The sequence below is a fragment of the Aurantimonas litoralis genome (assembly GCF_026153195.1).
GTDB classification, from domain to species: domain Bacteria; phylum Pseudomonadota; class Alphaproteobacteria; order Rhizobiales; family Rhizobiaceae; genus Aurantimonas; species Aurantimonas coralicida.
This window is the reverse complement of the sequence record NZ_JAPFBM010000001.1, coordinates 648607-672798: the sequence shown is the minus strand read 5'-3', so window position 1 is coordinate 672798 and position 24192 is coordinate 648607. Positions and strand designations below refer to the sequence as shown.

The following is a 24192-nucleotide window of genomic DNA, read 5'->3' as shown; positions in this document are numbered from 1 at the left end:
CGGCGATCCCCATGGCCCAGCCCACCCCGGTCTCGCCTCTCGCCCCCACGGAACTGGCCGCGCTGCCGCCGATCGACGGCATGCGCATCGCCACGGCCGCGGCGGGGATCAAGTACAAGGGGCGCACCGACGTCCTGATGATGGTGTTCGACGCGCCGGCCGCGGTCGCGGGCGTCTTCACCACCTCGCGCTGCCCCTCGGCCCCGGTCGACCATTGCCGGGCAAGCCTTGGCGGCGGCACGGCGCGGGCCGTCGTGGTCAATTCCGGCAATGCCAACGCCTTCACCGGCCGCCGCGGCCGGCAGGCGACGGAGGCCACCGCCGAGGCCGCCGCCGACGCCGTCGGTGCGACGCCGCGCGAGGTGTTCCTGGCCTCGACCGGGGTGATCGGCGAGCCGCTCGACGCCCACAAGTTCACCGGTCTCCTGGCCGGCCTTGCGGAAACGGCGGGCGCCGATGGCTGGCGCTCTGCTGCCGACGCGATCATGACCACCGACACCTATCCCAAGCTCGCCACCCGCCAGGTGGCGATCGACGGGGTGACGGTGACGATCAACGGCATCGCCAAGGGCGCCGGCATGATCGCCCCCGACATGGCGACGATGCTGTCCTTCGTGGCGACCGATGCGGCGATCGCCGCGCCGGCCCTGCAGGCGATGCTGAGCGAAGCCGTCGCGCCGAGCTTCAATTCGGTGACGGTGGACAGCGACACCTCGACCTCCGACACGCTGCTGCTGTTCGCCACCGGCGCGGCCGCGGCGCGTGGCGGCGCTGCGATCGAGACCGCTGACGATCCGCGGCTCGACGGTTTCCGGGTGGCGCTGAGCGAGCTGCTTCTCGATCTCGCCCGGCAGGTGGCGCGGGACGGCGAGGGCGCCCGCAAGGAAATCCAGGTCACCGTCGAGGGCGCGACCAGCGACGCGGCGGCCAAGCGCATCGCCCTGTCGATCGCCAATTCGCCGCTCGTCAAGACCGCCGTCGCCGGCGAGGATGCCAATTGGGGGCGCGTGGTCATGGCCGTCGGCAAGGCCGGCGAGGAGGCCGACCGCGACCGGCTGGCGATCCATTTCGGCGACATTCGTGTGGCAGTCGACGGCGAGCGCGACCCGGACTATTCGGAAGACGCCGCGGCGGCCGTCATGCGCCATGCCGAAATCCCGATCCGGGTCGATCTCGGCCTCGGGCAGGGGCGCTGGACCGTCTATACCTGCGATCTCACCAAGGAATATGTCGCGATCAATGGCGATTACCGAAGCTGAGAAGATGCGGCAGCTGGCCGTGGTGCGACGCCTGGAGGCGGCGGGCTTTCGCGCCTGGCCCGCTTCCTCGACCGGGTTCGACGGCACCTGGGCGGTGCGCGTCACCGCCTCGTTCCCGGCCAAGCGGCTGAATTCCGTCAATCCGCTCGATCCGTCCGACAATTCCGATATTCCCTCGCGCCTGCAGCGGGCGGCCAAGACCTTTGCCGAGCATGGCCGCTCGATCATGGTCCGCCAGTCGCCGCTGGCCCCGCCCGACCTCGTCGCCCATCTCGACGAGAAGGGCTGGACGCGCTTCGACGAATCCCTGGTGATGACCGCCGATCTCGACAGTCTCGACCTTGCCGGGCAGGTGGATCGCATCCCGATCCGCGACATGAGCCGCTATGTCGAGGCGAGCCTGGCGGTGCATGAGCGCGCGGCCGCGTTGCGCTCGGGGCTGACCGGCGTGCTGGAATCCATCCGCCCGCCGACGGGGCTGTTCATCCGCGAGAACAAGGACGGCTCGCCGGTCGCCGTGGCGCTGGCGATCCACGACAACGACCTGGCCGGCCTGCTCGACGTCGCCGTGCATCGCACGGAGCGTCAGCGCGGTGTCGGCCGCGACCTCGTCAAGACGGCGCTGCGCTACACCGCCCACAAGGGCGCCAAGACCGCCTGGGTGCAGGTCGAGGCCGACAATGCGGCTGGCCTGTCGCTCTATCGCTCGCTCGGCTTCAACGAGGCCTATCGCTACGTCTACCGCGCCCCGCCGGGCGGCGGCGCGTGAGCGGGCCGGGGCAGCGCCTGCTGCTGGTCGTCGCCTGCGCGCTGGTCGATTCCGACGGCCGCATCCTCATCGCCGAACGGCCCGCCGGCAAGGCGCTGGCCGGCCTGTGGGAGTTTCCCGGCGGCAAGCTCGAGCCGGGCGAGACGCCCGAGGCGACGCTGATCCGCGAATTGCGCGAGGAACTGGGCATCGAGACGAAGGCCGCGTGCCTGGCGCCGCTGACCTTTGCCAGCCATTCCTATGACGACTTCCACCTCTTGATGCCGCTCTATGTCTGCCGGCGCTACGAGGGCATCGCCATGCCGCGCGAGGGCCAGCGGCTGAAATGGGTCCGGCCGGCGCAATTGCGCGACTATCCGATGCCGCCGGCCGACGAGCCGCTGATCCCGCATCTGATCGAGCTGCTCTGAGCCGTCCCGCCGGGGCTTCGGCAGGACGGTCGCGCGGTGCAAAGCCGCGTGCGCGGCGGCGCACATCCCCGGCTTAAGGGCTCCTTCACCATCCACTGGCATGATCGGACCCTCAGCTTCCGCCTTGCGAGGGGACCATGCGCACGATCGACAGGCACGAAGATCGGATCGAGGAGCCGGCGTCGGACATCCCGGCGACGGGCACCGGTCTGTTCCGTGCGACACTGCTGTTCGGCGCTCTGGCGGTGTTCCTGTCGCTGCTGGTGCCGCCGATCGCCGAGCGCAGCGCGAGCTATGTGGCCGGCGACAATCGTCCCGATCTCGACATGATGGCGACGGGCTCCGTCGCCAAGTCCAGCGAGTATACCCTGCGCCGCAGCGTCCTGCAGCCGGCAGATGCCGCGCCCTGCGTGATCTACGCCGACGGCCGCCGCCTCGGCAGCTGCTGAGGGCATTGGGCGCGCAGGCGAGAGGCACGCCGCAGGGACGGCTGGACACCTTCGCCGTGCTTTCGATGCGATCCGGCCGACCCGGGCCCGCACGGCCGATGCCGATCTGTCGCCAAACCGCTTTTTGCCGGGGCGGCAAAGCTGCTATGGCACGGCGGTGACGAAACTTGATCCTTCCCCCTCGCTGCGCAGCGCCGTCTATGGCGCGCCGCTTTCCAGTCTCGTGGACGTGCCGGCCGGCGCCGTGCAGCTGTCGCCGCTGCGGCCCGGCGCCGAGGCGCTGGAGGCCCAGCCCGACGGGGCCTTCGCCGAACTGGTGATCGCCGCGCCCCCCGGCTCCATCGAGCGGCGCTTCGTCTTGGCCCATGCCCTGCGCACGCTGGCACCCGGCGGCGCGATGACGGTTCTGGCGGCCAAGGACAAGGGCGGTCAGCGCCTGCGCGGCGAGCTGGAAGCCTTCGGATGCGACGTCGCCGAGCATTACAAGTCGCGCCAGCGCGTCTGCTCGCTCGTGCGGCCGGAAACGCTGCACGGTCTGGAAGACGCCATCGCGGCGGGCGCGCCCGTCACGGTCGAGGAGATCGGGCTGCGCTCCCAGCCGGGGATCTTCTCGTGGAACCGGGTCGATCCGGGAACGTCGCTGCTGCTGCGCCATCTGCCGAAGCTCGCCGGCCGCGGCGCCGATCTGGGCGCCGGTCTGGGCGTCCTGTCGCAGGCCGTCCTGGCGTCCCCGACGGTCGAGGAACTGACGCTGGTCGAGATCGACCGCCGCGCCGTCGAGGCGTCGAAGGTCAACGTCACCGATCCGCGGGCGCGCTTCGTGTGGGCCGACGCCCGCGAAACGGCGCTGAGCGATCTCCACTTCATCGTCTCGAACCCGCCCTTCCACAGCGAGGGCATCGAGGATCGCGGGCTTGGTCAGGCCTTCATCACGGCCGCGGGGCGGATGCTGCGCCGCTCCGGCACGCTGTATCTCGTGGCCAACCGGCACATGCCCTATGAGGAGGTGCTGCGCACGGCCTTCAGGAGCGTGAAGCCGCTGGCTGACGAGGCCGGCTACAAAATCTTCGAGGCGCGCAAGTGAGCAAGACGCCGACATCGCGGCTCGACCGGCTGCTCGCCAATATGGGCTACGCCTCGCGGCGCGAGATCCAGATGCTGGCGAAGAACGGCCGTATCCGGCTCGACGGCGCCGCCTTCCAAGACGCCGACAAACGGATCGCGCTGACGCCCGATCTGGAGACGCGGCTGGTGGTCGACGGCGAGGCGCTCGATCCCTTGCCCGGCTTCGCGCTGATGCTGCACAAGCCGCTCGGCGTGACCTGCTCGCACAAGGAGGCGGGACCGCTGGTCTACGATCTCCTGCCGCAGCGCTGGCGCCGGCGCGACCCCGCCATCTCGACGGTTGGCCGGCTCGACAAGGAGACGTCCGGCCTGCTTCTGATGACCGACGACGGCAAGCTCCTGCATCGCATCATCTCGCCGAAGCGGCATGTCGCCAAGCGCTATCGCGTGCATCTGGCCCGGCCGATGACCGGCGACGAGGCCGCGCTCTTCGCGGCGGGCACGTTGATGCTGGAGGGCGAGGAGAAGCCGCTGGCGCCGGCGGAGCTGGAGGTCGTCGGACCGCAGGAGGCGCTGCTCGAGGTTCACGAGGGCCGCTACCACCAGGTGCGCCGGATGTTCGCGGCGACCGGCAACCATGTCGAGGCATTGCACCGTGAATCCGTCGGCGGCCTGAGCCTGCCGGCCGACCTGGCGCCCGGCGCGATCCGCCGGCTGGACGACGCCGATCTCGCCGCGATCTTCGACGGCGGACCCCGAAGCGACGGCTGATCGCTGCCAGCGAAAACGGACGGGCCGGCGCCGCGCCCGCCGCGGGGGCAGGCAAGACCGCCCAGGTATGATCGCATTCCGCGCTTTGACCCTGGCATGCGAGGACAGCACCGCCGGAAGCGGTGCCGTCCTATCTTGTCCGACGTCGTCCTGCGTCAGGCGTGTTCGAGCGCGCTCGCGGACTGCATCGCCAGGATGTCGTTGGTGGTGATCGCCTTGCCGCCGATGCCCCATTCGCCGCTGGCCAGCTCCTGGATCCGGACCCAGGTGACGCCGCGCATCGCTTCGCCCTCGATCCTGACCATGGCATCGGTGACCGTTTCGATCATCTCCTTCTTCTGCTCCGGCGTGAAGACGCCCTTGATGAGTTGAATATCGACAAGCGGCATATCCGTTCTCCATTGCTTGAGGTCGGCTGCAGTCGGACCGGGCCGACCCATACGGCTTAGCGCGCGCCGCGAGCCGATGCTGGAAGGCGGCGTGGAGAGCGCCCGGAGATTTCGTGGAGATGTGCTAGGCTTCTGCCGGGTTACGCTGCCCGCAAGGCAGGTCGATGCGATACGTCTTCGAACCGTTCGAACTCGAGCCCATGAAGGGCGAATTGCGGCGCGACGGCCATCGCGTCGCGGTGGAGCCGCAGGTCTTTGCCCTGCTCCTGCTTCTCGTCGAGAATTCCGAGCGCATGGTCTCCAAGGAGGAGATCGTCGAGAAGATCTGGGACGGACGGGCCGTGTCCGACGCCGCGGTGTCCAGCCGGATCAAGTCGGCCCGGCGTGCGCTGGGCGACGACGGACGCCAGCAGCGCCTGATCCGCACGCTGCACGGTCGCGGCATCCGCTTCGTCGGCGAGGTGGCGATCGTCGTCGCGCCGCCGGCTGCCGCCGACCCGGTGGACAGCGCGACACGCGGCCTGCCCGCCGGCCGGCCGTCGATCGCCGTGCTGCCGTTCCGCGCGATCGGCACGCCGGGGGCCTATGGGGCCATCGGCGAGGCGGTGGCCCACGATCTGATTGCCTCGCTCTCAAGGCTGCGCTGGCTCGACGTCATCGCCCGCGGCTCGTCCTTCCGGTTCCGCACGCCCAAGGTCGATGTCGACGAAATCGGCCGCCTCTTGAATGTCGGCTATTGCCTCTCGGGGATCGTCGAGATCTTCGGCTCCTCGATCACCATCATCGTCGAACTGGTCGACACGCGCAGCGGCAGCATCCTGTGGGGCGATCACATCGACGCGAAGATCGACGACGTCCATGCCGTGCGGGCGAGGGTGGTGGCGGAGGTCGTCGCCGCCCTGGAGGTCCGGATCCCGCTGAACGAGGCCAGCCTGGCGACCCTTTCGGGCCCCGAGAACCTCGACGCCTGGGCGGCCTACCATCTCGGGCTGAAGCATCTCTATCGCTTCAACCGACAGGACAATGCGGCCGCAACGAGCCTGTTCGCCCTGGCGATCGAGAAGGAGCCGCGCTTCGCACGGGGATATGCGGGCTTGTCCTCCGCCAATTTCCAGGGGGCGTTCCTGCGCTATGGCGACCGTAAGCACGACCGGGCCGAGGCGCGGCGATGTGCCGAGCGCAGCGTCGAGCTGGACCCGGTCGATCCCTTCGCGAATTTCGCCCTGGGCCGGTCGTTCTGGCTGGCGGGCGACATCGACGCCAGCCTGCCCTGGCTCGACCGGTCGACCGAGCTCAGCCCCAATTACGCGCAGGGTTTCTATGCGCGGGCATGGGCCGATACGATCACCGAACGCAATCTCGACGGCAGCGACAATGTCGATCGCGCGCTGGCGCTGAGCCCGCTGGACCCGTTCCGCTATGCCATGCTCGGGACCTGGGCGCTGATCTGCCTCAGCCGCAGCCAGACCGCCGAGGCGGCGGTCTGGGGCGATCGGGCGGCGCGGGCGCCCGGGGCCCATGTGCTGATTGCCCTGATCGCGCTGGTGGCGCGCGAGTTGAACGGCGACAGCCGGGAAGCGGCCGCCTGGGCGCGGGATGTCCGCAACCGGCGCAGCGGCCTCTCGCGTGCGCATTTCTTCGCCGCCTTTCCCTACAAGGAGGGATCGTTGAAGCGCGGCATCGCCCACGCCCTTCGGCAACACGGCTTCTAGTCGCGAGCGATCCTAAGGCTGGCCAGGCGCCGCGACGCCGTCGCCGCCTACAGCTTGTCGGAGCGATCCTTCAGGGCGTCGGCAAGGCTTGCCCTGGCGCTGCCGGGCTTGAGGGGCTTCTGCTGGCTTTCATGCGGGCGCCAGCCGGAGAGATAGATGACGTCGAAGGTCGCGCGGATGCGGCCGTCCGGATCGGAGAAGCGTTCGGCATAGATTTCGGCGGCGCGCAGGAACAGCCGGCGCGAGGCGGGGCGGCGGGAGCGCTCGACCAGCATGTTGGCCATGCCCATGGCGCGCAGATCGGCCATCAGTTCGAACAGCGAATCGTAGCGCACCGTCAGCCGGTCCTGGTCGGTCACCGGCAGGGCGAAGCCGGCCCGCTGCAAAAGGCCGCCAGCATCGCGCACGTCGGCGAAGGGCGCAACGCGCGGCGAGACGCCGCCGAGGAGTTCGGCTTCCGCCGCAAACAGCGAGGCGCGCAACTCGTTGAGCGTGCCGCCGCCCAGAAGGGCGCAGAGGAAGAGCCCGTCGGGCTTCAGCGCGCGCCGCAGCTGCACCAGGGCGCCGGGCGTGTCGTTGGTCAGGTGCAGCGACAGGGTCGAGACGATCAGGTCGACGCTCTCGGCGGCCAGCGGCAGCATTTCCTCGTCGCCGACGACGGCCATGGGGCTGTCGCCGAGAAGGGACGGCAGGCGTTCGATGCGCAGGACGCGGCTGGTCTGGCCGCCCTGTTCCAGAAAGCGCGCCATCTCGCCGGTATGGCCGCCGAGGTCGACGGCGGTCTCGAACCTGCGGTCGACCAGCGACAGCCGGTCGGCGAGTTCGGCGGCGATGGCCTTCAGGAGGAAGCGCGGGCTGTCGGAGGTCGCGGCAGCGTGCCAGCGCCGGCGTCGGCGGTCGAGGAGCGCCCGGTCGAAGACGATATGGTCGGGAGCGTCGGGCATGGGGTTCTCGGCTTCGGTCAATCTGGTCGGGCGCGGCGACAGGCGCTTGTAGCTTGTCGCAGGTGGAGTATCGTCAAGCACAGGGAGGCGCGACCGGCTTCGCGTATCGAGGAGGAAGCCGATCCGCCCTGCGGGCACTGCGCACCAGGGACGGGCGGAACGATGAGCTTATTCAGGCGCGGTTCGGCGGCGATCACCGGCTCCCTCGGCCGGCTGCTCTTTCCGCCTGTCTGTCCCGGCTGCCAGGCGGCGGTCACCGGTTCCGGTACGGTGTGCTGCACCTGCTGGCCGAAGCTGCGTTTCATCGAACGTCCCTATTGCGAGGTTCTCGGGCTACCCTTCGCCTATGATCTGGGCAAGGGGTTCCTCTCCGCCGAGGCCATTGCCGAGCCGCCGCCCTTCGCCCGGCTGCGCGCCGCGGTGCTCTACGAGGATCTGGCGGCGCGCCTCGTCAGCTCGCTGAAATATGCCGACCGCACCGACCTGGTGCCGCTGATGGCCGGCTGGATGAGCCGCGCCGGGGCCGAGCTGATCGCCGATGCGGAGGTCGTCGTGCCGGTGCCGCTGCATCCCGGCCGGCTGTGGCGGCGGCGGTTCAACCAGTCGGCGGAGATCGCCCGGCTGGTGGCGCGCGGCGCCAAGCTGTCCTTCTCGCCGCTGTCGCTGAAGCGCGTGAAGGCGACGCGCAGCCAGGTCGGGCTCGGCCCCGCCCAGCGCCGCGCCAATGTCCGCGGCGCCTTCCAGGTGGTGGAGACCCGCCGCGACGAGCTGGACGGGAAGCGGGTGCTGCTGGTCGACGACGTCTATACGACCGGCGCCACCGTCGCGAGCGCCACCCGGGCGCTGAAGCGGGCCGGGGCCCGCGACGTCGACGTGCTCACCTTCGCAAGGGTTGCGACCGGCACCGAGTGAAGCCATATGCTGGTCCTCAACCAGCTGGGAATGACACTCCATGCCGAATGTGACGATCTACACCCGACAGCTCTGCGGTTTCTGTTCGCGCGCCAAGCAGCTTCTCGACCAGAAGAACGTGGCCTACGAGGAAAAGGACGCCTCGTCCTCGCCGCAGCTGCGCCAGGAAATGCGCGAGCGCGGCAACGGCGCCGCCACCTTCCCGCAGATCTTCATCGGCGACACCCATGTCGGCGGATGCGACGAGCTCTACGCCCTGGAGCGCGCCGGCAAGCTGGACCCGCTGCTGGCTGCCTGACGGGGCGCCAGCCTCGGACGGCCAGCCTCTTGAAGGACATGCCATGACGACGTTTCGCGCCGCGGTTCTGCAGATGCGCTCCGGCCGCGAGCCGGCCGACAACGCCGCGGCGCTGGAAGCGCTGGTAGCCGAAGCGGTCGCGGGCGGCGCGCACTACGTCCAGTCGCCGGAAATGACCGGCATGCTGCAGCGCGACCGCGCGGCGCTGATGGAACGGCTGCGGACGGAAGACGAGGATCTCCTCGTGGCCACGGCCAGCGGTCTTGCGCAGCGCTACGGCATCCACCTGCATCTCGGCTCGATCGCCGTGGCGCTCGATGACGGGCGCGTCGCCAACCGGGCGCTGCTCTTTGCGCCGGACGGCCGGCGCATCGCGCGCTACGACAAGATCCACATGTTCGACGTCGATCTCGACAATGGCGAGAGCTGGCGGGAATCGCGCACCTATCGCCCCGGCGGCGCCGCGGTGCTGGCCGATCTCGCCTTCGCCGACGGGACCGCGCGGCTCGGCTTCGCCATCTGCTACGATATGCGCTTTCCGCATCTCTTCCGCGAGGAGGCGCTGGCCGGCGCCGAGATCCTGACCGCGCCCGCTGCCTTCACCCGCCAGACCGGCGGGGCCCACTGGCATGTGCTGCTGCGCGCCCGCGCCATCGAGAACGGCGCCTTCGTCATCGCCGCCGCGCAGGGCGGCCGCCACGAGGACGGGCGCGAGACCTACGGCCATTCCCTGATCGTCGATCCCTGGGGCGCGGTGATCGCCGAGGTGGAGGGTAATGAGCCGGGTGTCGCCTTCGCCGATATCGATACGGCGGCCGTCGCCGCGGCGCGCGGCAAGGTTCCGAACCTGAAGAATGCCCGCAGCTTCACCGTCGGCGATGCCGAGGTGGCGGTGACCGGTGCCCGCGAGGCGGCCGAGTGATCAGTTTCGCGCTGCGCTGCCAGCCCGCCGCCCACACCTTCGACGGCTGGTTCCGCTCCGGCGAGGATTTCGAGCGCCAGGCGGCGGGCGGGCTGGTGTCCTGCCCGGTCTGCGGATCGACGGATGTGTCCAAGGCGCTGATGAAGCCGACGGTCGCCAAATCCGGGCGCCAGGGCGCGGCGGGCGACCGAGCGCAGGCGGTGGCCGAGGGTCCGGCGGCGCCAGCCGAGGCCCGCTATGCCGGCGGCGATGCGGCGGCCGTCTATGCCAAGCTGCAGGCGATCGCGCGGGAGCTGCGCGCCAAGTCGGATTATGTCGGGCCGAAATTCGCCGAGGAAGCGCGCCGCATCCATTATGGCGAGAGCGAGAAGCGCCAGATCTACGGCGAGGCGTCGCCGCAGGAGGTCAAGAGCCTCGGCGAGGAAGGGATCGCGGCGCTGCCGCTGCCGCCGCTGCCCGAAGACAAGAACTGACCGAAGCCGGGAACTGAAGACCGCCTGTCGGCCTCAGCCGCGCGCGGTCCGCGCCAGGGTCACGCCCTTGTGCCGCCGTGGACCGCCCTCGCCATCCTCGAACAGGCCCTGCTCGGTGGCCTGGCTGTAGAGAAGGTCGCCCTTGGCGCCGGCGATGGTCCGCAAATCGGCCAGTTCGCACAGCGCGGTGATCTGGAAGGCGAGGCCGCGCAGATGCACGCGATTGTAGCAGAAGAAGGCGAGGCGAGCGCGGGTCGGACCCGGGATCTCGCGGATCAGCGCCTGCTTCGTCGCGTCGTCGGAGCGCAGCAGGAGGGCCAGGATCTCCAGATGGACAGGACAGTTGGCCTCATTGGGAATGCTGTCTGATCTCGGCGATACCATGACGTCCTCTTGGGTCTCTACACGTGCTGGTTCTCAGCTCCATGATGCATGCCTCGGTGCGCTCACGACGCCCGCAGGACGAGCATCGCATTCGAGCCTTGTCTCCAGCTTGAACACGGATCCGTGAGGCCGGCTCCGTGCCCGTCAGGCCGAGGGACGGCGGGCGAGGACCATGTAGTTGACGTCGGTGTCGCGCGACCGCTTCCAGGCGTCGGCGAGCGGGTGATAGACCACGCCGACCTCGTCGATCATCGACAGCCCTGCCGCCTCGACCGGATCGCCGATCTCCTTCGGCCGCACCAGCCGCTCGTATTGATGGGTGCCCTTGGGCAGCCAGCCCAGCACGTATTCCGCGCCGATGATGGCGAAGGTCAGCGCCTTGAAGGTGCGGTTGATGGTGGCGACGAAGAGCAGCCCGCCCGGCTTCACCATCGCCGCGCAGGAGGTCAGGAACAGGTCGACGTCGGAGACGTGCTCGACGATCTCCAGCGCCAGCACCACGTCGAAGGTCTCGCCGCCTTCGGCGATCGCCTCGGCGGTGGTGGCGCGGTAGTCGATGGCAAGCCCGCTCTCGGCCGCGTGCAGCTTCGCGACCTCGATATTCGTCTCCGAGGCGTCGGCGCCGACGACCTTCGCCCCGAGCCTAGCCATCGGCTCGCAGATCAGTCCGCCGCCGCAGCCGATGTCGAGCACCGACAGGCCGTCGAACGGCTTGTCGGCGGACAGGTCCAGGTCGAAATTCATCGCCAGCTGCTCGCGGATATATTCCAGCCGCACCGGGTTGAACTTGTGCAGCGGCTTGAACTTGCCGACCGGGTTCCACCATTCCTGGGCCAGGCGCGAGAATCGCTCGACCTCGGCCGCGTCGATCGTCGTTCCGTCGGGTGCGCTCATCTCGTCCTCGTTGCCTGTCGTGGTGGTTCGGCATGTTCGCTCCGGCCGGCCAAAGTCAAGCGTGGCGGCGCGGCGGAGGCGATGCGAGATGGTGTCCGCAAGCCGCGGCGACATTGCGGTTTGAGGTCGCATCGGCTAGGGAACCCCCGCCCGCCGCGTGCTGGGTCCTTCGGACATGTCCGGCCGTTTCGCGACGCCGGACCGTTCGGGGTCAGTTCACCAGACATCTTGTCGAACCACCGAATGCCGATCCCATGGCCCGACTCGTCCTCAAATTCGGCGGCACTTCCGTCGCCGACGTCAACCGCATCCGCAATGTCGCGCGTCATGTGAAACGCGAGGTCGACGCGGGCCACGACGTGGCCGTGGTCGTCTCGGCGATGTCGGGCAAGACCAACGAGCTCGTCGGCTGGTGCCGCGAGGCCTCGCCGATCCACGATGCGCGCGAATATGACGCCGTGGTGGCGTCCGGCGAGCAGGTGACGGCCGGCATCCTGGCGATCACGCTGCAGGCGATGGGCGTCAATGCGCGCTCCTGGCAGGGCTGGCAGGTGCCGATCCGCACCGACGGCGCCCATGGCGCCGCCCGCATCCAGGAGATCGATTCGTCGGAGATCGTGCGGCGCTTCGCCGAGGGGCAGGTGGCGGTGCTCGCCGGCTTCCAGGGCATCGCGCCCGACAACCGCATCGCCACGCTCGGGCGCGGCGGTTCGGATACCTCGGCCGTCGCGGTGGCCGCGGCGATCAAGGCCGATCGCTGCGACATCTACACCGACGTCGACGGCGTCTACACCACCGACCCGCGCATCGAGCCGAAGGCCCGGCGCCTCAGCCGCATCTCCTTCGAGGAAATGCTGGAGATGGCCTCGCTCGGCGCCAAGGTGCTGCAGGTGCGCTCGGTGGAACTGGCCATGGTCCACAAGGTGCGGACCTTCGTGCGTTCTTCTTTCGAGGACCCGGACGCGCCCGGCATGGGCGACTTCGACAACCCGCCGGGGACCCTCATTTGCGACGAGGATGAAATCGTGGAACAGCAGGTCGTCACAGGCATCGCCTACGCCAAGGACGAGGCGCAGATCTCGCTGCGCCGGGTCGAGGACCAGCCGGGCGTCGCCGCGGCCATCTTCGGGCCGCTCGCCGAAGCCGGCGTCAATGTCGACATGATCGTCCAGAACATCTCCGAGGCCGGCACCTCCACCGACATGACCTTCACGGTCCCGGCCGGCGATCTCGACAAGGCGACCGCCGTCCTCGAGAAGGCCAAGACGGAGATGCGCTACGACGCCATCCAGAGCGAGCAGGGCCTGACCAAGGTCTCGGTCATCGGCGTCGGCATGCGCAGCCACACCGGCGTCGCCGCCACCGCCTTCAAGGCGCTGGCCGATCGCGGCGTCAACATCCGCGCCATCACCACGTCGGAGATCAAGATCTCGATCCTGATCGACGGCGACTACACCGAACTGGCCGTGCGGGCGCTGCATTCGGTCTACGGTCTCGACAAGGCATAGACCTTAAGGGTCGCCGGACTGCCCGGCCTTGCGTGCCGGCGTGACGGGCGCGCAACCGGGCCGCGAAGGGGAAAACCTATTGCTGCCTTCCGATTGGGTTCTGTCGGGGCAGCTTTATGTGATCTGATACGGGGAAGGGGATCGCGCGGCCGACCGGAATCATCCGGGCGGGCGTCGGCCACCTGGAACGGGACATCGCGTTGAACAGAAGCGACATGTCAGGGCCGCGCGTTCTCATGCGCCGCATCCGGGAGCTCATGGTCGAGCCTCTCGACCCGCAGTCGCGTCTCGACCAGATTTCCCGACTGATCGCCCAGAACATGGTGGCCGAGGTCTGCTCGCTCTACGTCCTGCGCGCCGACGGTATTCTGGAACTCTACGCCACCGAGGGTCTGAACCCCGGTTCGGTCCATCTCGCCCAGCTGAAACTCGGCGAGGGCCTCGTCGGCACGATCGCCGCGACGGCGCGGCCGCTGAACCTGCCGGAAGCCCAGAAGCACCCGGCCTTCACCTATCTTCCGGAGACCGGCGAGGAGATCTACCACTCCTTCCTCGGCGTGCCGATCCTGCGCGCCGGCCGCACGCTCGGCGTGCTCGTCGTCCAGAACAAGGCGGCCCGGGTCTATCGCGACGAGGAATCCGAGGCGCTGGAAACCGTCGCCATGGTGGTCGCCGAGATGATCGCCGCCGGCAGCCTGGAAGGCCTGTCGCGGCCCGGCGTCGCCCTCGACCTGTCGCGCTCGGTCTCGTTCACCGGCGTGCCGCTGTCCGACGGCATCGGCCTTGGCCGGGTGATCCTGCACGAGCCGCGCGTCGTCGTGACCAACCTCTTCAACGAGGACATGGAGATCGAGGTCGAGCGCCTGACCAAGGCGCTGGGCGTCCTGCGGCTGTCGATCGAGGACATGCTGTCGCGCCGCGAGGTGGCCGGCGAGGGCGAGCACCGGGCGGTTCTGGAAGCCTATCGCATGTTCGCCCACGACCGCGGCTGGGTGCGGCGGCTGGAAGAGGCGGTGCGCAACGGCCTGACGGCGGAAGCGGCGGTGGAGAAGGTCCAGAGCGACATGCGGGCGCGCATGATGCACATGACCGATCCGTATATCCGCGAGCGGCTGCACGATTTCGACGATCTCGCCAACCGGCTGCTGCGCCAGCTCATCGGCCATGACGGGCAGGCGACGCCCGACGACGCGATCATCGTCGCCCGCTCCATGGGCGCGGCGGAGCTGCTGGACTATCGCCGCGAACAGATCCGCGGCCTCGTCCTGGAAGAGGGCGCGGCGACCAGCCACGTCGTCATCGTCGCGCGGGCCCTCGGCATTCCCGTCGTCGGCCAAGTCAAGGGCGCGGTCTCCATGTCGGAGAGCGGCGATTCGGTCATCGTCGACGGCGAGGATGGCGGCGTGCATCTGCGCCCGCAGGCCGATCTGGAAGCCCTGTTCTCCGACAAGGCCAAGTTCCGCGAGAAGCGCCAGGAACGCTACCGGTCGCTGCGCGACATGGCATCGGTCAGCCGCGACGGGGTCAAGATCGACCTGCAGATGAATGCCGGCCTGCTGGTCGACTTGCCGCAGCTCGACGAGGCCGGCGCCGAGGGCATCGGCCTGTTCCGCACCGAGCTGCAGTTCATGGTCGCCTCCACCATGCCCCGGGCCAGCGACCAGGAGCGGCTGTATTCGGCGGTGCTGGACGCGGCCGGCGGCCGGCCCGTGACCTTCCGCACGTTGGATGTCGGCGGCGACAAGGTGCTGCCCTATCTGAACCAGTTCCCCGAGGACAATCCGGCGCTGGGCTACCGGGCGCTGCGCCTGGCGCTCGACCGGCCGGGCCTGATGCGCACCCAGCTGCGGGCGCTGCTCAAGGCGGCGGCCGGCCGCGAATTGCGGGTCATGTTCCCGATGGTGACCGACGTGTCGGAGCTGCATCTGGCGCGCGACCTGATCAGCCGCGAATACAAGCACCTGACCCGCTTCGGCCATGTCATGCCCGAGCGGCTGAAGATCGGCGCGATGATCGAGGTGCCGGGCATCCTGTTCCAGCTCGACGAGGTGATGCAGCTCCTCGACTTCGTCTCGGTCGGCTCGAACGACCTGTTCCAGTTCTTCAACGCCGTCGATCGCGGCAATGCCCGCGTCGCCGACCGCTTCGACGATCTGTCGCCGGCCTTCCTGCGGGCGCTGAAGCTGATCGTCGATGCCGGCATCCGCCATTCGGTGCCGGTGACCCTGTGCGGCGAGATGGCCGGCCGGCCGCTGTCGGCGATGGCGTTGATCGGCCTCGGCTTCCGGTCCATATCCATGGCACCGCCCTCGATCGGGCCGGTGAAGGCGGCGATCGTCGAGATGAATGTCGGCCGGGTGACCGAGCTGGTGACCGCCTATCTCGACGGCAGCCATCCGTCGGACGCGCCGCGGCGGGCACTGGTCGACTTCGCCAAGGCGCAGGGCATTCCGTATTAGCTGATCCGGCCCGCCGACCCGGATCACCGTCGCGACCTCGCGCAAGAGGGCGCATCCTCTTCCCCGCACCTGTTCAGGACCACATGGCGACCCTGCCGAAATCCAGCCTCGACGAAATCCTCAACCGCTTCGCGCTGCTCGAGCACGAGATGTCGAAGGGGCCGGAGCACGAGGTCTATACCAAGCTGGCCGCCGAATATTCCGGGCTGGAGGAGGTGGTCGCGGCCATTCGCACCTATCAGAAGGCCGAGCAGGAACTGGCCGAGGCCCGCGCGATCCTCGACGAGCCGGCGGCCGGGCGCGACATGCGCGAACTGGCGGAAATCGAGATCGACGAGCTGAAGGAACGGCTGGAGACGCTGACCGCCGAGATCCGCATCCTGCTGCTGCCCAAGGACGCCGCCGACGAGAAGGGCGCGATCCTGGAAATCCGCGCCGGCACCGGCGGCTCGGAGGCCGGCCTCTTCGCCGGCGATCTCTTCCGCATGTATCAGCGCTATGCCGAGATGAACCGCTGGAAGGTCGAGATCATCTCGGCCAGCGAGGGCGAGGTCGGCGGCTACCGCGAGGTGATCGCCGCGATCCGCGGGGTCGGCGTGTTCTCGCGGCTGAAGTTCGAATCCGGCGTCCACCGGGTGCAGCGCGTGCCCGAGACCGAATCGGGCGGCCGCATCCACACCTCGGCGGCCACGGTCGCGGTGCTGCCGGAAGCCGAGGACATCGACGTCGAGGTGAAGACCGAGGACATCCGCATCGACACGATGCGCGCCTCCGGCGCCGGCGGGCAGCATGTCAACACCACCGATTCGGCGGTGCGCATCACCCATATCCCCACCGGCATCGTCGTGACGTCGTCGGAAAAGTCCCAGCACCAGAACCGCGCCCGCGCCATGCAGGTGCTGAAGGCCCGGCTGTTCGACATGGAACGCCAGCGCGCCGACGACGAACGCTCGGCCGCCCGCAAGAGCCAGGTCGGCTCCGGCGACCGCTCCGAGCGCATCCGCACCTATAATTTCCCGCAAGGCCGCGTCACCGACCACCGGATCAATCTGACGCTCTACAAGCTCGACCGGGTGATCGAGGGCGAGATGGACGAACTGGTCGATGCGCTGGTCGCCGACCATCAGGCGCATCTCCTGGCCGCCGTCGGCGTCGATGCCTGACGAGCCGGGCGGGCCGACGCTCGGCGACTGCCTGCGCGACGGGCAGGCGCGGCTGCGCGCCGCCGGCTGCGACACGCCCGATCTCGACGCGCGGCTGCTGCTGGCGGAGATCTGCGACCGGCGCCCCGGCGAGGTGCATTCGGCATCGGGCGCCGTGGTGTCGGCGGCGGAGGCGGCCCGCTTCGACGCGGTGCTGGCGCGGCGGGCGGCCGGCGAGCCGGTGCACCGCATCATCGGCCGGCGGGCCTTCTACGAGCATGACTTCCTGCTGTCGCCCGAGACGCTGGAGCCGCGGCCCGACACCGAGGTACTGGTGGAGGAGGCGCGCAAGGCGATGGCGGCGATCGTCGCGCGGGACGGTCGCTGCGTCTTTGCCGATGTGGGCACCGGCACCGGCGCCATCGCGGTCTCGCTGCTGGCGCTGTTCGCCGAGGCCGAGGCCGTCGCGCTCGACATTTCGGACGGAGCGCTTCAGACCGCGCGGCGCAATGCGATCGCCGCCGGCGTCGCCGACCGGATGCACACTGTGCGGGCGAACTATCTCGACGCGATCGGGGGACCGCTTGAACTCGTGGTGTCGAATCCCCCATATATTCCCCACGACGATATCGCAGCCCTGTCGCGCGAGGTGCGTGACCACGACCCGCTGCTCGCCCTCGATGGCGGCGCGGACGGGCTCGATGCCTATCGCGCGCTGGCGACGGGCGCCCGCCAGATCGTGCGGTCGCAGGGCCTGGTGATCGTCGAGATCGGCGTCGGCCAGGAGGGCGACGTGGCGGCGATCTTCGCGGCCGAAGGTTTCATCCTCGATGCGGCGACCCGGGACCTTGGCGGCGTGATCCGGGTCCTGACCCTGCGGCTGGCGATCGGCGGCGCGGGTTCGGTGTAACCAAGTTTCCAGCCGGCGCTGCAATCGCAGGGTATGCAGACAAAAAACACTTGTGGCAGTGCGGTTTCCCCTCTAGGGTCTGACGAATACGGAACATCCGAGGGGGACATCCCTCAGGCAGCGCCGCCAGGCGACCCGAGGAATGCTCGTGGTGACCGGTAGGTCGTCCGTACAAGCCGGCGCGAGGGTATCGCCAGCCACAACCGACAAAACCTCTAGTTGGCGGCATTGCTGCGGCAGGCTGCACCTTGAGCAGACGCGTGATCCGCGTCTTTGGGCAACAGCCATACCGGCACGACCGGTGCATCCAAAAAGACAGGAAGTTCATGAGGCCAGGACAGCAGCAGAAAAACCGTATGCGCGGACGCGGTCGCAAGGGCCCGAACCCGCTTTCGCGTGGCTACGAGTCGAATGGCCCGGACGTGAAGATCAGGGGCACCGCCCAGCATATCGCCGAGAAATACTCGACCCTGGCGCGTGACGCCTCGGGAGCCGGCGACCGTGTCATGGCCGAGAACTATCTGCAGCACGCCGAGCACTACAATCGCATCGTGGCGGCGGCGCAGGCGCAGTTCCAGCCGCGGGACGACCGCGACAACCGCGACGATTCCAGCGACGACGACGACGACGATCAGCAGGACAATTCCAGCTATCGCGACGATCGGGACGACCGCGACAACGACGCGGATGGCGAGCGCAACCGTGGCAATCGCGAGAACCGCGACGGCAGCCGGAACCGCGACCGCGACAACAACCGGGATCGCGACGGCAATCGCGACCGCGATGGCAACCGCAATCGCAACCGCGACGACAACAACCGCGGCAACCGCGACAATCGTCAGCAGGACGACAATCGCGGCAATCGCGATCGGCGTGACCGGTCCGAGCCGAACGGCACCGGCCCGCAGCCGATGGTGGCCGACGAGGCGGACCGCGGTTCCTCGCAGGGCGACGAGCGCCGCGAGCGCCCGGCGCGCGGCGAGGCCAATGGCAGCGCCGCCGACGGCCGCCCCAGCGAGACCGCATCCTCCGACGAGCAGAACGAACGGCCGCGTCGCCGCGCCCGCACCCGTCGCCCGCGCGACGAGGATGGCGTGACGAACGAGGCAGCAGCACCCGCCGCACCGGCACAGGCCGCCGAGGCTGGCGAGAGCCCCGCGACGGCGGCAGCACCGTCCGATGCGCCCGAGGCGGATGCCGCACCGGTGAAGCGCCGTCCCGGACGGCCGCGCAAGAAGAAGCCGGAAGACGGCGCCGACGGCGAGACCAAGGCGGGCGGCGACAACGATGCCCTGCCGGACTTCCTCTTGGCTTCCAACGGCTGAGCCGATCGGGCAACCGATCTGCGAACGAGACAAGGGCGCTGCGAGCTTCGCGGCGCCCTTTTTCGTGGGCGCTCCCGGGGGCGGTGGACCGGCGCCTTGATCTGGCGCATGGCGGCGGGCGAAACATTTTTGCAACAGTCGTGCGTCTGGCCCTTCCGGGTGAGTTGCGCCTCACCCATATATTCGGCGGGCGGCCTGCCGGAACGGGGGCCGGACTCCAGGAACGTGCGGACGACGCCTGCGGGGTGGTTCGCCGATAGGAGAAGCGATCCATGAATATCGAGAAATACACCGAGCGCGTTCGCGGCTTCATCCAGGCCGCACAGACCCAGGCGGTCTCGCGCGATCACCAGCAATTCACGCCCGAGCACCTGCTGAAGGTCCTGATCGACGACGAGGAAGGCATGGCGGCCGGCCTCATCGAGAAGGCCGGCGGACGGCCGCAGGAGGTTCGGATCGCCGTCGAGGCGGCCCTCGACGCCATGCCGAAGGTCTCTGGCGGCGGCTCGCAGATGTATCTCGCCCAGCCGCTGGCGAAGATCTTCGCCACCGCCGAGGAGATCGCCAAGAAGGCCGGCGACAGCTATGTCAGCGTCGAGCGCCTGCTTCTGGCCATGACCATCGAGAAGGCCGCCAAGACCGCGACCATCCTCGCCAATGCCGGCGTCACGCCGAACGGGCTGAACGCGGCCATCGAATCGCTGCGCAAGGGCCGCACCGCCGACAGCGCCTCGGCCGAGAGCGGCTACGACGCCCTGAAGAAATACGCCCGCGACCTGACGGCGGCGGCGCGCGAGGGCAAGCTCGACCCGGTGATCGGCCGTGACGACGAGATCCGCCGCACCATCCAGGTCCTGTCCCGGCGCACCAAGAACAACCCGGTGCTGATCGGCGAGCCCGGCGTCGGCAAGACCGCCATCGCCGAAGGCCTGGCGCTGCGCATCGTCAATGGCGACGTGCCGGAATCCCTGCGCGACAAGCAGCTGATGGCCCTCGACATGGGCTCCCTCATCGCCGGCGCGAAATATCGCGGCGAGTTCGAGGAGCGGCTGAAGGCCGTCCTGTCCGAGGTGACGGCCGAGGCCGGCAACATCATCCTGTTCATCGACGAGATGCACACGCTGGTCGGCGCGGGCAAGGGCGACGGGGCGATGGACGCCTCCAACCTGTTGAAGCCGGCGCTGGCGCGCGGCGAGCTGCACTGCGTCGGCGCGACGACGCTCGACGAATACCGCAAGCATGTCGAGAAGGACCCGGCGCTGGCCCGGCGCTTCCAGCCGGTCTTCGTGAGCGAGCCGACCGTCGAGGACACGATCTCGATCCTGCGCGGCCTGAAGGAGAAATACGAGCAGCACCACCAGGTGCGCATCTCCGACAGCGCCCTGGTGGCGGCGGCGCAGCTGTCGAACCGCTACATCACCGACCGCTTCCTGCCCGACAAGGCGATCGACCTCGTCGACGAGGGCGCGGCGCGGCTGCGCATGCAGGTCGATTCCAAGCCCGAGGCGCTGGACGAGATCGACCGCCGCATCGTGCAGCTCAAGATCGAGCGCGAGGCGCTGCGCCGCGAGAGCGACGACGCGTCGAAGGACCGGCTCGAGCGGCTGGAAGGCGAACTGGCCAATCTGGAGGAGGAATCTGACCGGATCACCACGACCTGGCAGGCCGAGAAGTCGAAGCTCGGGCTTGCCGCCGACCTGAAGAAGCGCCTCGACGAGGTGCGCAACGAACTGGCCGTCGCCCAGCGCAAGGGCGAGTTCCAGCGGGCCGGCGAGCTCGCCTATGGCGAGATCCCGCAGTTGGAGGCGCAGCTCAAGGAGGCCGAGGCCCAGGACGGTGCCGGCACCGCCGGCTCGATGGTCGAGGAGACCGTCACCGCCGACCACATCGCCCATGTCGTCTCACGCTGGTCCGGCATTCCGGTCGACCGGATGCTCGAGGGCGAGCGCGACAAGCTCCTGCGCATGGAAGACGCGCTGCAGACGCGCGTCGTCGGCCAGGGCGAGGCGGTGCAGGCGGTGTCGAAGGCGGTGCGCCGGGCGCGGGCCGGGCTGCAGGACCCGAACCGGCCGATCGGCTCGTTCATCTTCCTCGGGCCCACCGGCGTCGGCAAGACCGAGCTGACCAAGTCGCTGGCTGCCTTCCTGTTCGACGACGAGACCGCCATGGTGCGGCTCGACATGTCGGAGTTCATGGAGAAGCATTCGGTCTCGCGGCTGATCGGCGCGCCTCCGGGCTATGTCGGCTACGAGGAGGGCGGCAGCCTGACCGAGGCGGTGCGGCGGCGGCCCTACCAGGTGGTCCTGTTCGACGAGATCGAGAAGGCCCATCCGGACGTCTTCAACGTGCTTCTGCAGGTGCTCGACGACGGGCGGCTGACGGACGGCCAGGGACGTACGGTCGACTTCCGCAACACGATCATCATCATGACCTCCAATCTGGGGGCCGAGTTCCTGACCGCCCTGCGCGACGACGAGGATGCCGAGGCGGCGCGCGACCAGGTGATGGACGTGGTGCGGCGGGCCTTCCGGCCGGAATTCCTCAACCGTGTGGACGAGACCATCCTCTTCCACCGCCTGCATCGCTCGGAGATGGGCGCGATCGTCGACATCCAGATGAAGCGGCTCGACCAGCTTCTGGCGGATCGCAAGATCCGGGTCGAACTCGACGAGACCGGCCGCGAATGGCTGGCCGAGCGGGGCTACGATCCGGCCTATGGCGCGCGGCCGCTGAAGCGGGTGATCCAGCGCGAGGTGCAGGATCCGCTGGCCGAGAAGATCCTGCTCGGCGAGGTCCGCGACGAGAGCGTGATCAAGATCGCCGGCGGCGGCGACCATCTGATCTTCCACGTGGTCGGCTCCAAGGCCGGCGCACCGGGAGACCGGGTCGCGGCCTGACGGGCTCCGGAGCGAAGATGAAAAAGGGGCGGCCCGGCGGGCCGCCCCTTGTCGTTTCAGCGTTGGTAAGGTGTCAGATGAAGGCGGGGCGCCAGTAATCATCGATGCGCTGTCCGGTGTCGGGATCGTTCCAGCCCGGCGAAGCGTCCGGGGCGAAGCGCGGTGCGCCTTCGAGCTGCTCGCGGGTGATGCCGACGACATAGCCGCCCTGCCGCGCGTCGTATTTCAGGACGTGCCAGGGCAGCGGATGATAGTCCTCGCCGATCCCCAGGAACCCGCCGAAGGACAGGATGGCGTATTTCACCTGGCCGTCGCGCTTGCCGATGACGAGGTCCTGGATATGGCCGAGATGGTCGCCGTCGGTGTTGTAGACCGCGGTGCCTTCCACCCGGCTCGCCTCAATATTGTTGATCCCGACCTCGTTGTCGGTCTCCTCGCTGGCCATGATATGGCGGCCTTCGGTCGATGACATGATCGCTCTCCGTGGAAACGTCCTGTCGGCGCAACGGCTTTGCGCAAGGCGCGGTTCCGGCCGGCCATGCGCCCGGCGCGCCGCCCTGCCGCGAGGGGGACGAAACGCCCGAAGATTGGGACGGCGAGACAAGAATGGCGATCGGGGCCATCTTCCTCAGCGTCATGACCGGGCGTATGGTGATGGCGGGCGCGTGATCGCCCGCGCACGCCCGCCGGGCGAGGCGCCTCGTCCGTTCAGGATATCCGAAAATGCAGTTCTGTTTCCGCCCCGTTCTCGCTGCGGCCGTCGGCGCCGTGTGTTTTGCCGCCGTATCCGCCCATGCCGAGAACCGTGACGTCACCGTCACCAACGCGACCAGCGTCGCGATGATCGAATTCTACGCGTCCAACACCGGGACGAATGCCTGGGAGGAAGACATCCTCGGCGTCGACGTTCTGGAGCCGGGCGAGGCGGTGCTCGTGACCGTCGATGACGGGACCGGCGCCTGCATGTTCGACTTCAAGGCCACCTTCAGCGACGGCACCGACGCCACCAAGGCCGGGGTCGATGTCTGCGAGATTTCGGAATTCGATTTCACCGACTGATCGGTCGGGTTTTGGGAGAAACCACGATGTGGACGTCCATACGCAGTCTGACACTGGCCGCCGTGCTTCTGGCCGGGGCGGCACCGGCCCTCGCCGACCCGTCCGGCAACTACACCATCGCCGGCACCAATCCCGACGGCTCGACCTACGATGCCAGCGTTCTGGTGGCCAAGGTGGGGGACACCTTCACCCTGACCTACACGCTGCAGGACGGCACCAAGCTGCAGGGCACGGGGATCGGCGACGATGACGTCATGGCCATCGGCTATCTCCAGGATGGCGAGAGCGGCGTCGCGCTGATGTACCGCGAGGGCGGGAAGTGGATGGGCGTGTGGAGCTATATCGGCGCCAAGACGCTCGGGACCGAGGAATGGCAGCCGCAATAGCGAAGGCCACGACACGCTTCGACGGGGCCGCGCATCACCCGTGCGGTCCCGCCGGAATTATCGCAAAGGGAGTTGCGGGATGACGAAACGGTTCTGGTCCCTGTGCCTCGCCGCCGTGCTGGTGACCGCGCCGGCGCTCGCCCAGACACAGGAAGAGGTCTCCGCTCGGATCGAGGCGCTGCAGGGCGATGCCGCGGGATTTGCCGAGGCCTTCGACCTTCTGACCGAGGCGATGCGGTTCGGCGATCCGGTCACCGTGGCGCAGCTTGCCGATTATCCGCTGACGGTCCGCGCCAATGGCGAGGAATACGAACTGAACGAAGCCCGCGATCTCGTCGACAATTACGACCGTCTCGTCATGGCGGAGACGCAGGCGATCGTCGCGGACCAGGATTTCGCGGACCTCTTCGTCAATGCGGAAGGGGTGATGTTCGGGAACGGCGAAGTCTGGATGGCGTCCGTCTGCGACGACAATGCGTGCAGCCGGACCCATTGGGCGATCATCACCATCAACAACTGACCGGCCGGCGCCGCGCGCCTGCGGCCCGCGTCGCCTGAAGCCGGTCGGCTGCGGTCAGTCTTCCTTGAGATAGACCTCGACCGGGCCCTTCAGCTTGATGGTCAGCGGCTGGCCGCGGCGGTCCTTCGCCTTTCCGGCCTGGACGCGGATCCAGCCTTCGCTGATGCAATATTCCTCGACATTGGTGCGTTCCTCGCCCTTGAACCGCACGCCCACGCCGCGCGTCAGCAGGTCGGCGTCGTGGAACTCGCTGGACGGGTCGGAAGACAGCCGGTCGGGAAGGGTGTCGCTCATGGTCGTATCCTGATGTTGGCGCTGGCGCGCATGTGATGCCC

General features: G+C 68.8%; 26 protein-coding genes. 20 read left to right on the top strand and 6 right to left on the bottom strand.

The annotated features are described in order from the left end of the window. Window positions 1–11: 11 nt before the first annotated feature. The 6 genes from argJ (at window position 12) to N7I30_RS03200 (ending at window position 4723) form a co-directional block, all read left to right on the top strand. Window positions 12–1259 (top strand): bifunctional glutamate N-acetyltransferase/amino-acid acetyltransferase ArgJ, encoded by a 1248-nt coding sequence (gene argJ / locus N7I30_RS03225; RefSeq protein WP_498636655.1) that lies wholly within the window; start codon window positions 12–14, stop codon window positions 1257–1259. Continuing rightward, entirely contained in the window at window positions 1240–2028 is a 789-nt protein-coding gene (locus tag N7I30_RS03220; RefSeq protein WP_498636653.1) for a GNAT family N-acetyltransferase, read from the top strand. The genes argJ and N7I30_RS03220 overlap by 20 nt, the downstream gene beginning before the upstream one ends. Then, window positions 2025–2438, top strand: coding sequence for a (deoxy)nucleoside triphosphate pyrophosphohydrolase (locus N7I30_RS03215; protein WP_009210710.1), 414 nt, complete (start codon window positions 2025–2027; stop codon window positions 2436–2438). Before N7I30_RS03220 ends, N7I30_RS03215 begins: the two co-directional genes overlap by 4 nt. Before the next feature lie 137 nt (window positions 2439–2575). Beyond that, window positions 2576–2887: a hypothetical protein gene (locus N7I30_RS03210; protein WP_491372509.1), complete on the top strand. Its 312-nt coding sequence runs from the start codon at window positions 2576–2578 to the stop codon at window positions 2885–2887. A 157-nt stretch (window positions 2888–3044) separates the two neighbouring features. Continuing rightward, window positions 3045–3971: a class I SAM-dependent methyltransferase gene (locus tag N7I30_RS03205; protein WP_498636650.1), complete on the top strand. Its 927-nt coding sequence runs from the start codon at window positions 3045–3047 to the stop codon at window positions 3969–3971. After that, window positions 3968–4723, top strand: coding sequence for a pseudouridine synthase (locus N7I30_RS03200; protein WP_498636648.1), 756 nt, complete (start codon window positions 3968–3970; stop codon window positions 4721–4723). The genes N7I30_RS03205 and N7I30_RS03200 overlap by 4 nt, the downstream gene beginning before the upstream one ends. Window positions 4724–4878: 155 nt before the next feature. On the opposite strand, the gene N7I30_RS03195 is transcribed toward N7I30_RS03200, so the two are convergent. Next, window positions 4879–5112, bottom strand: coding sequence for a tautomerase family protein (locus tag N7I30_RS03195; RefSeq protein ID WP_024349895.1), 234 nt, complete (start codon window positions 5110–5112; stop codon window positions 4879–4881). Window positions 5113–5276: 164 nt separating this feature from the next. On the opposite strand from N7I30_RS03195, the gene N7I30_RS03190 reads away from it, so the two are divergent. Continuing rightward, window positions 5277–6824: a winged helix-turn-helix domain-containing protein gene (locus N7I30_RS03190; protein ID WP_498636646.1), complete on the top strand. Its 1548-nt coding sequence runs from the start codon at window positions 5277–5279 to the stop codon at window positions 6822–6824. Window positions 6825–6871: 47 nt separating this feature from the next. Here N7I30_RS03190 and N7I30_RS03185 read toward each other — a convergent pair whose 3' ends face one another. Continuing rightward, a complete protein-coding gene (locus N7I30_RS03185) occupies window positions 6872–7768 on the bottom strand; it encodes a methyltransferase domain-containing protein (RefSeq protein ID WP_498636644.1) in 897 nt (298 codons plus the stop codon). Between the two features lie 162 nt (window positions 7769–7930). On the opposite strand from N7I30_RS03185, the gene N7I30_RS03180 reads away from it, so the two are divergent. From N7I30_RS03180 to N7I30_RS03165, 4 genes are read left to right on the top strand one after another with little or no spacing between them, the layout of a single operon-like run. Next, a complete protein-coding gene (locus N7I30_RS03180) occupies window positions 7931–8680 on the top strand; it encodes a ComF family protein (protein ID WP_498636642.1) in 750 nt (249 codons plus the stop codon). A gap of 40 nt (window positions 8681–8720) precedes the next feature. Further along, window positions 8721–8978 carry a glutaredoxin 3 gene (grxC, locus tag N7I30_RS03175; RefSeq protein ID WP_024349899.1) on the top strand — a complete coding sequence of 86 codons (258 nt, stop codon included), beginning with the start codon at window positions 8721–8723 and terminating at the stop codon, window positions 8976–8978. A gap of 43 nt (window positions 8979–9021) precedes the next feature. Beyond that, window positions 9022–9900, top strand: a complete 879-nt coding sequence (locus N7I30_RS03170) for a carbon-nitrogen hydrolase family protein (RefSeq protein ID WP_498636640.1) — start codon at window positions 9022–9024, stop codon at window positions 9898–9900. Continuing rightward, window positions 9897–10373, top strand: coding sequence for a DUF1178 family protein (locus N7I30_RS03165; RefSeq protein ID WP_498636638.1), 477 nt, complete (start codon window positions 9897–9899; stop codon window positions 10371–10373). The genes N7I30_RS03170 and N7I30_RS03165 overlap by 4 nt, the downstream gene beginning before the upstream one ends. Window positions 10374–10406: 33 nt before the next feature. Here N7I30_RS03165 and N7I30_RS03160 read toward each other — a convergent pair whose 3' ends face one another. Further along, window positions 10407–10757 carry a hypothetical protein gene (locus tag N7I30_RS03160; RefSeq protein WP_009210701.1) on the bottom strand — a complete coding sequence of 117 codons (351 nt, stop codon included), beginning with the start codon at window positions 10755–10757 and terminating at the stop codon, window positions 10407–10409. A gap of 144 nt (window positions 10758–10901) precedes the next feature. Next, window positions 10902–11651 (bottom strand): bifunctional 2-polyprenyl-6-hydroxyphenol methylase/3-demethylubiquinol 3-O-methyltransferase UbiG, encoded by a 750-nt coding sequence (gene ubiG, locus N7I30_RS03155; protein ID WP_370193652.1) that lies wholly within the window; start codon window positions 11649–11651, stop codon window positions 10902–10904. Window positions 11652–11905: 254 nt separating this feature from the next. Between ubiG and N7I30_RS03150 the strand changes: the two genes are divergently transcribed. The 6 genes from N7I30_RS03150 (at window position 11906) to clpB (ending at window position 21892) form a co-directional block, all read left to right on the top strand. Next, window positions 11906–13159: an aspartate kinase gene (locus N7I30_RS03150; RefSeq protein WP_024349903.1), complete on the top strand. Its 1254-nt coding sequence runs from the start codon at window positions 11906–11908 to the stop codon at window positions 13157–13159. A 257-nt stretch (window positions 13160–13416) separates the two neighbouring features. After that, complete coding sequence (gene ptsP, locus N7I30_RS03145) at window positions 13417–15618, top strand: phosphoenolpyruvate--protein phosphotransferase (RefSeq protein ID WP_277025978.1); 2202 nt, start codon at window positions 13417–13419, stop codon at window positions 15616–15618. A gap of 83 nt (window positions 15619–15701) precedes the next feature. Beyond that, the gene (gene prfA, locus N7I30_RS03140; protein ID WP_187391370.1) at window positions 15702–16781 is read left to right on the top strand and encodes a peptide chain release factor 1; all 1080 of its coding nucleotides are present in this window, start codon (window positions 15702–15704) and stop codon (window positions 16779–16781) included. After that, the gene (prmC, locus tag N7I30_RS03135; protein ID WP_498636634.1) at window positions 16774–17670 is read left to right on the top strand and encodes a peptide chain release factor N(5)-glutamine methyltransferase; all 897 of its coding nucleotides are present in this window, start codon (window positions 16774–16776) and stop codon (window positions 17668–17670) included. Before prfA ends, prmC begins: the two co-directional genes overlap by 8 nt. A 356-nt stretch (window positions 17671–18026) precedes the next feature. After that, window positions 18027–18995 (top strand): DUF4167 domain-containing protein, encoded by a 969-nt coding sequence (locus tag N7I30_RS03130; RefSeq protein ID WP_498636633.1) that lies wholly within the window; start codon window positions 18027–18029, stop codon window positions 18993–18995. A gap of 272 nt (window positions 18996–19267) precedes the next feature. Next, window positions 19268–21892 carry an ATP-dependent chaperone ClpB gene (clpB, locus tag N7I30_RS03125; protein ID WP_498636631.1) on the top strand — a complete coding sequence of 875 codons (2625 nt, stop codon included), beginning with the start codon at window positions 19268–19270 and terminating at the stop codon, window positions 21890–21892. Between the two features lie 73 nt (window positions 21893–21965). On the opposite strand, the gene N7I30_RS03120 is transcribed toward clpB, so the two are convergent. Then, window positions 21966–22337 carry a PRC-barrel domain-containing protein gene (locus N7I30_RS03120; RefSeq protein ID WP_498637117.1) on the bottom strand — a complete coding sequence of 124 codons (372 nt, stop codon included), beginning with the start codon at window positions 22335–22337 and terminating at the stop codon, window positions 21966–21968. A gap of 278 nt (window positions 22338–22615) precedes the next feature. On the opposite strand from N7I30_RS03120, the gene N7I30_RS03115 reads away from it, so the two are divergent. From N7I30_RS03115 to N7I30_RS03105, 3 genes are all read left to right on the top strand, one after another. After that, window positions 22616–22951 (top strand): hypothetical protein, encoded by a 336-nt coding sequence (locus N7I30_RS03115; protein WP_498636629.1) that lies wholly within the window; start codon window positions 22616–22618, stop codon window positions 22949–22951. A gap of 26 nt (window positions 22952–22977) precedes the next feature. Beyond that, entirely contained in the window at window positions 22978–23337 is a 360-nt protein-coding gene (locus N7I30_RS03110; protein ID WP_498636627.1) for a hypothetical protein, read from the top strand. Between the two features lie 79 nt (window positions 23338–23416). Continuing rightward, a complete protein-coding gene (locus N7I30_RS03105) occupies window positions 23417–23857 on the top strand; it encodes a hypothetical protein (RefSeq protein ID WP_498636625.1) in 441 nt (146 codons plus the stop codon). A 54-nt stretch (window positions 23858–23911) separates the two neighbouring features. Here N7I30_RS03105 and N7I30_RS03100 read toward each other — a convergent pair whose 3' ends face one another. Further along, window positions 23912–24151: a DUF3297 family protein gene (locus N7I30_RS03100; RefSeq protein ID WP_024349913.1), complete on the bottom strand. Its 240-nt coding sequence runs from the start codon at window positions 24149–24151 to the stop codon at window positions 23912–23914. Window positions 24152–24192: the final 41 nt, after the last annotated feature.